The organism is Pseudoalteromonas sp. Z1A6, from assembly GCF_011378745.1.
In the GTDB taxonomy this organism is placed as follows: Bacteria; Pseudomonadota; Gammaproteobacteria; order Enterobacterales; family Alteromonadaceae; genus Pseudoalteromonas; species Pseudoalteromonas arctica.
Map to the genome: position 1 here is coordinate 1 of NZ_WTKW01000193.1, position 8,185 is coordinate 8,185.

At 38.9% G+C, this 8,185-nt stretch carries 8 protein-coding genes and 1 pseudogene; 7 read left to right on the forward strand and 2 right to left on the reverse strand.

Features of this window, described 5'->3' with window-relative positions; translation table 11 throughout:
* Nucleotides 1–581: pseudogene (locus tag GQR46_RS12650) on the forward strand (hypothetical protein); the annotation flags it as partial.
* Nucleotides 582–612: 31 nt separating this feature from the next.
* On the opposite strand, the gene GQR46_RS12655 reads toward GQR46_RS12650, so the two are convergent.
* A complete protein-coding gene (locus GQR46_RS12655; RefSeq protein ID WP_165741137.1) occupies nt 613–1,041 on the reverse strand; it encodes an Lrp/AsnC family transcriptional regulator in 429 nt (142 codons plus the stop codon).
* A 195-nt stretch (nt 1,042–1,236) separates the two neighbouring features.
* Between GQR46_RS12655 and GQR46_RS12660 the strand changes: the two genes are divergently transcribed.
* From GQR46_RS12660 to GQR46_RS12675, 4 genes are read left to right on the forward strand one after another with little or no spacing between them, the layout of a single operon-like run.
* A complete protein-coding gene (locus GQR46_RS12660; RefSeq protein ID WP_165741138.1) occupies nt 1,237–2,442 on the forward strand; it encodes an aspartate aminotransferase family protein in 1,206 nt (401 codons plus the stop codon).
* Between the two features lie 50 nt (nt 2,443–2,492).
* Complete coding sequence (astA, locus tag GQR46_RS12665) at nt 2,493–3,527, forward strand: arginine N-succinyltransferase (protein ID WP_165741139.1); 1,035 nt, start codon at nt 2,493–2,495, stop codon at nt 3,525–3,527.
* Between the two features lie 7 nt (nt 3,528–3,534).
* Nucleotides 3,535–5,001, forward strand: a complete 1,467-nt coding sequence (astD, locus tag GQR46_RS12670) for a succinylglutamate-semialdehyde dehydrogenase (RefSeq protein WP_165741140.1) — start codon at nt 3,535–3,537, stop codon at nt 4,999–5,001.
* 36 nt (nt 5,002–5,037) lie between these two features.
* Nucleotides 5,038–5,841 carry a DUF1338 domain-containing protein gene (locus GQR46_RS12675; RefSeq protein ID WP_165741141.1) on the forward strand — a complete coding sequence of 268 codons (804 nt, stop codon included), beginning with the start codon at nt 5,038–5,040 and terminating at the stop codon, nt 5,839–5,841.
* Between the two features lie 86 nt (nt 5,842–5,927).
* Here the strand turns inward: GQR46_RS12675 and GQR46_RS12680 are convergent, their stop codons facing one another.
* On the reverse strand, nt 5,928–7,208 hold the full coding sequence (locus tag GQR46_RS12680; RefSeq protein ID WP_165741142.1) for a flavohemoglobin expression-modulating QEGLA motif protein: 1,281 nt from the start codon (nt 7,206–7,208) through the stop codon (nt 5,928–5,930).
* Nucleotides 7,209–7,353: 145 nt separating this feature from the next.
* On the opposite strand from GQR46_RS12680, the gene GQR46_RS12685 reads away from it, so the two are divergent.
* On the forward strand, nt 7,354–7,611 hold the full coding sequence (locus tag GQR46_RS12685) for a DUF3081 domain-containing protein (RefSeq protein ID WP_165741143.1): 258 nt from the start codon (nt 7,354–7,356) through the stop codon (nt 7,609–7,611).
* Nucleotides 7,611–7,916 (forward strand): hypothetical protein, encoded by a 306-nt coding sequence (locus GQR46_RS12690; protein ID WP_165741144.1) that lies wholly within the window; start codon nt 7,611–7,613, stop codon nt 7,914–7,916. Before GQR46_RS12685 ends, GQR46_RS12690 begins: the two co-directional genes overlap by 1 nt.
* Nucleotides 7,917–8,185 lie beyond the last annotated feature (269 nt).

Below are 8,185 nucleotides of genomic sequence, written 5' to 3' on the forward strand. Positions count from 1 at the left end.
ACCCTATTGATATTAAAGGCGACACTACTCAAGCCGAAATAATCAAATTTACCTATCCTGAAATGGATGGAACTCCAATAAAACCTAATAATCGTAATTTTGATTTAGAAGCATTTGTAGCACTCGGTCGTCATTTATATTTATTTACTAAAAATCGTACAGAACCTTTCGATGGCATTACTAAAGTGTATAAAGTGGGGGATCATGCAGCAAATTTTGATGCTGAGTTAGTTGACTCTTTTAAAACGTGTACCACGCTTGAAAAACTCTGCTGGATAACCTCTGCAGCACTCAGCCCCGATCGTAAAAAATTAGTGTTACTTGATTCAACCAGCCTTTGGTTATTTGAAAACTTTAAAGGTGATAAGTTTTTCTCTGGTGATGTATCAAAAATAGATTTAGGAATTGTTACTCAAAAAGAAGCCGTCACCTTTTTTGATGACAACACGATTGTATTTACAGATGAAGAATTTAAAGGCATAGGCGGTAATGCTTATTTTATTAAATTAGATGAAGCAACGAAAGAAGTGATTAAAAGAGCAAAAACAACACCTACAACCACCAATACAGCAACAAAATAACTTGCTGCATTGGAATTATAAGTACTTTGGCTCATCGCTTAAATTTGGTCTCTAAAATAACAGACGATGTAGTGCGCTCTACTCCATCAAGATTACCTATATCGTCTAGCAAATGACTAAGCTGCTCTAGATTTTGCGCTTGTACCACAGCAATTAAATCAAACTCACCACTTATGGCATAGAGCTGAGAAATTGCATCTATTTGCTTAAGCTCTATGTTCGTTTTTGTCGTTAACTTTTGCTTAACCTTAATAGACACATGAGCTGATACCATTTTACTTAAATAGTCATCCCCATAATCAACGCTATACCCTTTAATCACACCCGTTTCTTCTAATTTAAGCATACGGCTTTGTACTGTTGAACGAGATAAATCGAGCATGCGAGCAAGGTCAGAAATACTGGCTCTAGCGTTTGTTTTTAGTACAGAAAGTAGCTTTTCATCTTGTAGAGTTATCATAATGCGTATTTATTTCGTTAATTTGACTTTTATTCTAACCATTTTTCACAAAATAGCACTGCAAATTTAACTGTTAACCTTCGATAATGACCCCTACAAGAAATAATAACGTGTTTGCTGAAGAATAAAGGTTATATTCTTCTTTAATTTAGCAGCGAATCATTTATCTAAGCCCATTCAATTTAGGTGTACAAAATGCAAGTAACAAGAGACTTATTTAACGACGTAATGGTACCAAACTATAACCCTTCAGCTATTATTCCTGTTCGTGGCGAAGGCTCTCGTGTGTGGGATCAAAATAACAACGAGTTTATTGATTTTGCAGGTGGTATTGCCGTTAACTGTTTGGGTCACTGTCATCCTGCATTAGTTAAAGCATTAAAAGAGCAAGGCGAAAAAATTTGGCATTTATCGAATGTTATGACTAATGAGCCAGCACTTCGTTTAGCTCAAAAAATGGTTGAAGCAACATTTGCTGACAAAGTTTACTTTGCAAACTCAGGTGCAGAAGCAAACGAAGCGGCGCTTAAACTAGCCCGTCGTTTTGCACTTGATGTGTACGGCGCTGAAAAATCGCAAATAATTGCATTTAATAAAGGCTTTCACGGTCGTACTTTCTTTACCGTAACCGTTGGCGGACAGGCTGCTTACTCTGATGGTTTTGGTCCAAAACCTGCTGACATAGAACATTGTGACTTTAACGACATTGCTGCATTTGAAGCGCTGATCAGCGATAAAACATGTGCAGTTATGATGGAACCGTTGCAAGGTGAAGGCGGTATTATTTCAACAACAGATGAATTTGCTAAAAAAGTACGTGAACTTTGTACTAAACATAACGCGCTACTTATTTTTGATGAAGTACAAACAGGTGTTGGTCGCACAGGCGATTTATACGCTTACGAAGGCTTAGGAGTTGTACCTGATATTTTAACAACGGCAAAAGCATTAGGTGGTGGTTTTCCAATTGGCGCTATGATCACTCGCACACACATTGCTGAGCATTTAAAAATTGGTACGCACGGTTCTACTTACGGTGGTAACCCACTTGCTTGTGCCGTAGCCGAAGCGGCATTTGATACCGTAAATACACCTGATGTACTAAATGGTGTTAAAGAGCGCGAACAGTTATTCCGTGACGGATTAAATGCAATTAACGAAAAATACAACGTGTTTAGTGAAGTACGCGGTAAAGGCTTATTAATTGGCGCAGTATTAAATGACAAATTTGAAGGCCGTGCACGCGACTTTTTAGTAGCAAGTGCTAATAATGGTTTAATGAACCTTGTAGCTGGCATAAATGTAATTCGCTTTACGCCATCTTTAGTTATCCCGTTTGAAGATATTAAAGAAGGCTTAGCGCGCTTTGAAAAAGCCGTTAGCGATGTAGTAAACGGTTAATATAGTTTAAGTTAGCACGCCTACAGGCGTGCTATTGGAGCAAGCAATAAATGCAAGTATTACGTCCTATTACTGCCAATGATTTTGACGCACTTAAACAAATTGCGATTGAATCAGGCCATGGATTTACCTCTTTACCTGTTGATGATGCACAGCTAAAAGAAAAAATTGAACGCGCTGAAAAAAGCTTTGCCAAAAACATTAATCAACCACTTGATGAAAGCTATTTATTTGTTTTAGAAGACAGTGAAACAGGCGAAGTTGTTGGCACTACAGCAATTGAAGCTGCAGTGGGCTTGTCGGTACCTTTGTATCATTATCATTTAGGTAAAACCGTACATCATTCGCCTACTTTAAATGTATACAACACCGTTGATATTTTAAGTATGTGTAATGACTACACAGGTTGCTCTGAAATATGCACATTGTTTTTGCGCGAAAATAGCCGCAAAGGGCTAACGGGTCGATTTTTATCGCGTTCACGCTTTTTGTTTATGGCGCAGCATAGCGAGCGTTTTGCCGATACTGTTATTGCAGAAATGCGTGGTGTTAGCGACGAAGATGGGCACTCACCTTTTTGGCAATGGCTTCAAGAGCATTTTTTTAGTATCGAATTTCCAGAAGCGGATCACTTAGTGGGCTTAGGCGATAAGGTATTTATTAGCGAGTTAATGCCTAAATACCCTATTTATGTGAACTTGCTTAGCAAAAAAGCCCAAGCAGTTATTGGGCATGTGCATGAAAAAACAAAACCTGCGCTAAAGCTACTCGAAAAAGAAGGTTTTGAGCACAGAGGCTACGTTGACTTATTTGACGCAGGTCCAACGGTTGAAGCAAAACTTGGTAATATTCGCAGTATTCGCGACTCTCAAGTTTGCCCTATAACAATTGGTGAGCTTGATCACATATCACAAAATAGCTCAGATACGTTGGCTGTATGTAATCAAGGCGTAAGTGGCTTTAGAGCAACCTTTACCAAAGACGCACATTACAATCATGCAAAACATACTCTCGTCATTAGCCAAGATGTGGCTAAGGCGCTTAATTTAAGCCAAGGAGATGCAGCGCGATTTTTCCGCCTGTAAATTATTTATGAATACACACCTAATTAATAACCAATGGCATGTGGGCCTTGGTCCAGCATTTGAGTCAATCAATCCAAGTAATGCCGATGTGGTATGGCAAGGTAATGGCGCAAACGCCCAGCAAGTAGATTCAGCTATAAAAGCAGCCAGAGCAGCACAGGTACAATGGGCAGATAAGCCGCTTGAAGAGCGTATAGCCATTTTAGAAAACTTCGCAGCTCAATTAAAAGAACACAGTGAAGAATTTGCGACCATAATTGCACGCGAAACAGGTAAGCCATTATGGGAAACCCGTACCGAAGTGGGCGCAATGACAGGTAAAGTAGCTATATCTGTAAAAGCATACCATGAGCGTACAGGTACAACCGAAAACCCAATGCCTGGTGCTAAAGCGTTTATTAGACACAAACCGCATGGCGTTGTTGCTATTTTTGGCCCGTACAACTTTCCTGGGCATTTACCAAACGGGCATATTGTTCCTGCAATTTTAGCAGGCAACACCGTGGTATTTAAGCCATCAGAACTTACTCCGCACGTTGCAGAATTTACGCTTTCACTTTGGCTAAAAGCGGGCTTACCTGCAGGTGTTATTAACCTTGTGCAAGGTGAAATTGAAACAGGTAAAGCACTTGCCTCTCATAAAGATATAGATGGCCTGTTTTTTACCGGTAGCTCAAACACAGGTCACTTATTACATAAGCAATTTGCTGGACACCCTGGTAAGATTTTAGCGCTTGAAATGGGCGGTAATAATCCACTGATTGTAAAAGACGTGAGTGATGTAAGCGCTGCTGTGCACGATATTATTCAATCTGGTTTTATTACCTCAGGCCAGCGCTGTACGTGTGCACGCCGCTTATTTATTGAAAAGTCGCTCAATGGCGATGCTATTTTAGAAAAGCTAATAAGCGCGACTAAAAACATAGTTGTAGATGACAGCTTTGCTACAGAGCAGCCTTTTATGGGTGCAATGATAAGCGAAAAAGCAGCATTAGGCATGGTTGCTGCGCAAAGTGAATTAGTATCAAAAGGCGCGCAAATCCTTGTTGAACTTAAGCAATTAAAACCAGGCACAGGTTTTGTAAGCCCGGGTATTATTGATGTAACACACGTTACCGACATGCCAGATGAAGAGCATTTTGGACCGCTGATTAAAGTATATCGCTTTGACGATTTTGACAGCGCCATTGCTGAAGCCAACAACACAAGCTTTGGCTTATCAGCTGGTTTACTTAGCGATAGTGAAGATGATTACACTCACTTTTTAAAGCGTATTCGCGCCGGTATTGTTAACTGGAATCGCCCTATTACGGGTGCCTCAAGCGCAGCTCCATTTGGCGGTATTGGTGCCAGTGGTAATCACAGAGCAAGTGCTTATTACGCCGCTGATTATTGCGCATACCCTGTAGCGTCTGTTGAATCAGACAAAGTGAGCTTACCGCAAACCCTAGCGCCGGGCTTAATAATTGAATAAGCAATAAAACCAAATTTTAAGATTTAAGGATTTGATATGCATACTGATGTAAACACATTATTTAATAACCTTTGGGGAAACTACTTAAACGTAACTCCATCGGCAGACAAAATTCATGACCTTTTAGGGTCAACGCAAAAAGATGACATTATTAACGATCATATTGCACTGCGTACATTTAATATTGAAAAGGTCGGCCTTGAAAAACTCGCGGCTCACTTTTTAGCGATTGGTTACAAAGAATGTGGTGAATACCACTTTGAAGCTAAAAAACTCTACGCAAAGCACTACGAGCATAGCGATCCAAATCAGCCAAAAGTGTTTATCTCTGAGTTATTAGTCGAAAAATGCTCACCTGAGTTACAAGCCATCGTAAGCGATATGGTAAGTAAAATTGACGAAAGCGCCGTAACAGCAGATAACTTTTTATACTCAGGCACACATTGGCAAGTAAGCACCGATACTTACAAACAGCTGCTTGCTGAGAGTGAATATGCAGCGTGGATGTCGGCGTGGGGTTACCGTGCTAACCACTTTACTGTAAATATTAATACGCTTGCTAAGTTTGATAATATTCATGATGTTAATCAAGCTCTGAAAGATGCTGGCTTTTCGCTTAATACATCAGGCGGCGAAGTTAAAGGCTCACCAGAGGTGTTACTAGAGCAATCGTCAACACTTGCTGATGAATACTCTGTTACCTTTAGTGACGGTGATATGAGCATCCCTAGCTGTTTTTATGAGTTTGCTATTCGTTACCCTAAAGCCGACGGTGAGCTTTATACTGGTTTTGTTGCAGCCTCAGCTGACAAAATATTTGAAAGCACCAACGCTCGATAGCAAAACCTAAAGTACTTTATTTTAAAAGCCCATTATGGGCTTTTTTTATGTTGGGCAGATTCAAGTCGGTAAGTTATGTTGATTAATTATAAAAATAACGGTTTATAATCGTTTTCTAACTTTTCAAACGATAAGTCACCAATAAAGCGGCCAAAGCTCAACCACGTTGTCAAACCACGTAAATCTTTAAAGTGTGGTGGCACAAATTGTGGGCTCTCTATTACACCTAAATCATGAAGCTGCGATATTAATCTAAAATCATCTATCGATATTTTACCTACCAGTAATAAAGGGAGTCTATCGATTCGACCTAGCTGTATTGCCACACGAATTAAGTTATATACCAGTACAAAGCCTTTGATGTAGGCAATATCTTTTGTAAAAGGCAGGCCTGTTGGCGTGCTACCTCTAAACACACGCTGCGCGAGTGTGTAGCTGTCATCTTTTGATAAACCCTGCGCTACGTAATCACGGTAAATGTCTACAAACTCAGCGCCATCTATTACCTTTGTAACTGCTTGAATCCGGTTAACTAATTTAGATAAACGCCTTGGGGTCGATTTTAATGTAATAATTTCGGTTAATACCGCTAAGCCTTCTTGGGTAATAGTGGAGCTTGGCGTGCCTTTACTCAAACACGTTAAATAAGGCTGTGCTAAACCATTTTGAGTGGTGCCTACATGTATCCACCCTTCGTGAACTTCTAAAATATCAAGTTCACGCTGCGAAAACTTAACATCTTGATTAAGCTTTATATTATTAGCACCGGCGGCTGCATCACTAACAATACCATCGCTAAGCATTACCTCTACATTTATCCCTGCCATACTGCTATTTACTTGCTCAGACAAAATACGCACAGCGTCTACAGCATCAATATTTTTAGGATCGTCGGGCAATATGTCGGCTATGAGTAAATTTTGCAGCGGTTTATCTAACATGTTAGCGAGTTCAGAAAGTGATGGCTCACCCGCATGAAATAAATCTTTAGGGTGACCAAATAGCTCCACCGATAAATCATGAAACTCTGGCGTACCACGGTACTCAAGCATGCTTAATACAGTTTTATATTCAGTGCACATTTTTCCCATATATTGAGCAATCGGATTCAACTGCCCTAATTGGTTAATAATGTTACGGTGCAAAGTAGAAAACGCTTGGCGTAACTCGCTAGGTACAAAACCAAGGTCGCGCTGTTGATAATAAGCACGATCGATAAGTGGATTTTTTTGACATTTTTGTCTAAAAAACTCCTCTTTAGTTTGTTTATCCCAATTAATAGCATCGAGTATCCTAATTGGCGTTTGCAATGCAATTAATTGATCCGATAACTCACGAGTTTTTAGTAGTAACGCCTTGTCTATCATGGTGTAAGCTCAACATTAAATGAATTTTGAGCATAATTTAAAAAGGCTAAATTACAAAGCAATATCACACATTTTTAGCTATTGTTTTTAAGATGATCGACCCTCATATCCTTATCGTATGAGGTATTAAATAAAAGGGTGAAGTATGAAAAACGAAATTGACAACAAACAGATTTTAGCCGTGTATGAACGCATCATTCAAAAAGGCGAAATGACTGACGAAGGTAAACATTATCAAGGCGTTACTGCTTATTCAGATGTAGATGGTTACACTGTATATTTGCAGGGAAGCGGTGTTGAATTACGCTTTGGTTTTCATAATACTTATCATCTAGACTACGAACACGAAAAAAATAAAGATGATTTTTTGAAAAAATTATACAACATTGCAAACGAGAGCTAATGCACCCACGAAAATGCAGACACCGCCCTACCAGTAAGCTCAATACTACTTTTATAGACCAAGTAGTAGAAGAGCTTAAAGCTGATCCAAGCAAAGTCTCAATTATTCAAGACAATTTAGAACAATACCGTGCTCAAACTCATTTAAAGCGGGGTTTTTTACTGGCTATAGAGCGCTTTGATTGGGTTTTTGAAGCAAGCGAAGATATTGATTTTATTTGCCAGCAAATTTTAGCTGATGACTATATTGGCAATAGACTAAGACGTTACCCCCTCCTTTTTAAAGGCGTTATTAATAATGCCTGACCTTTCAAAACTTAACCTTTCAAACCAAGCGCTTTAAAACGATAAAACCGCAAAGCTTACTCTCGATATAAATTTATTAGAGCACTAAGCAATTGCAGGCTTAGTGTACTTTTGTATTAAAATAATACTATTAGTACTCTAACTATTACTGCACTAACGATTTTTACACATTTTATTCATTTATTGCTGTAAACAAATCATTACTATTATTTAATTTCAAAAAAACCTCCACAACCCTATGTTTTATATATAGTTAAATAAAATAAAAC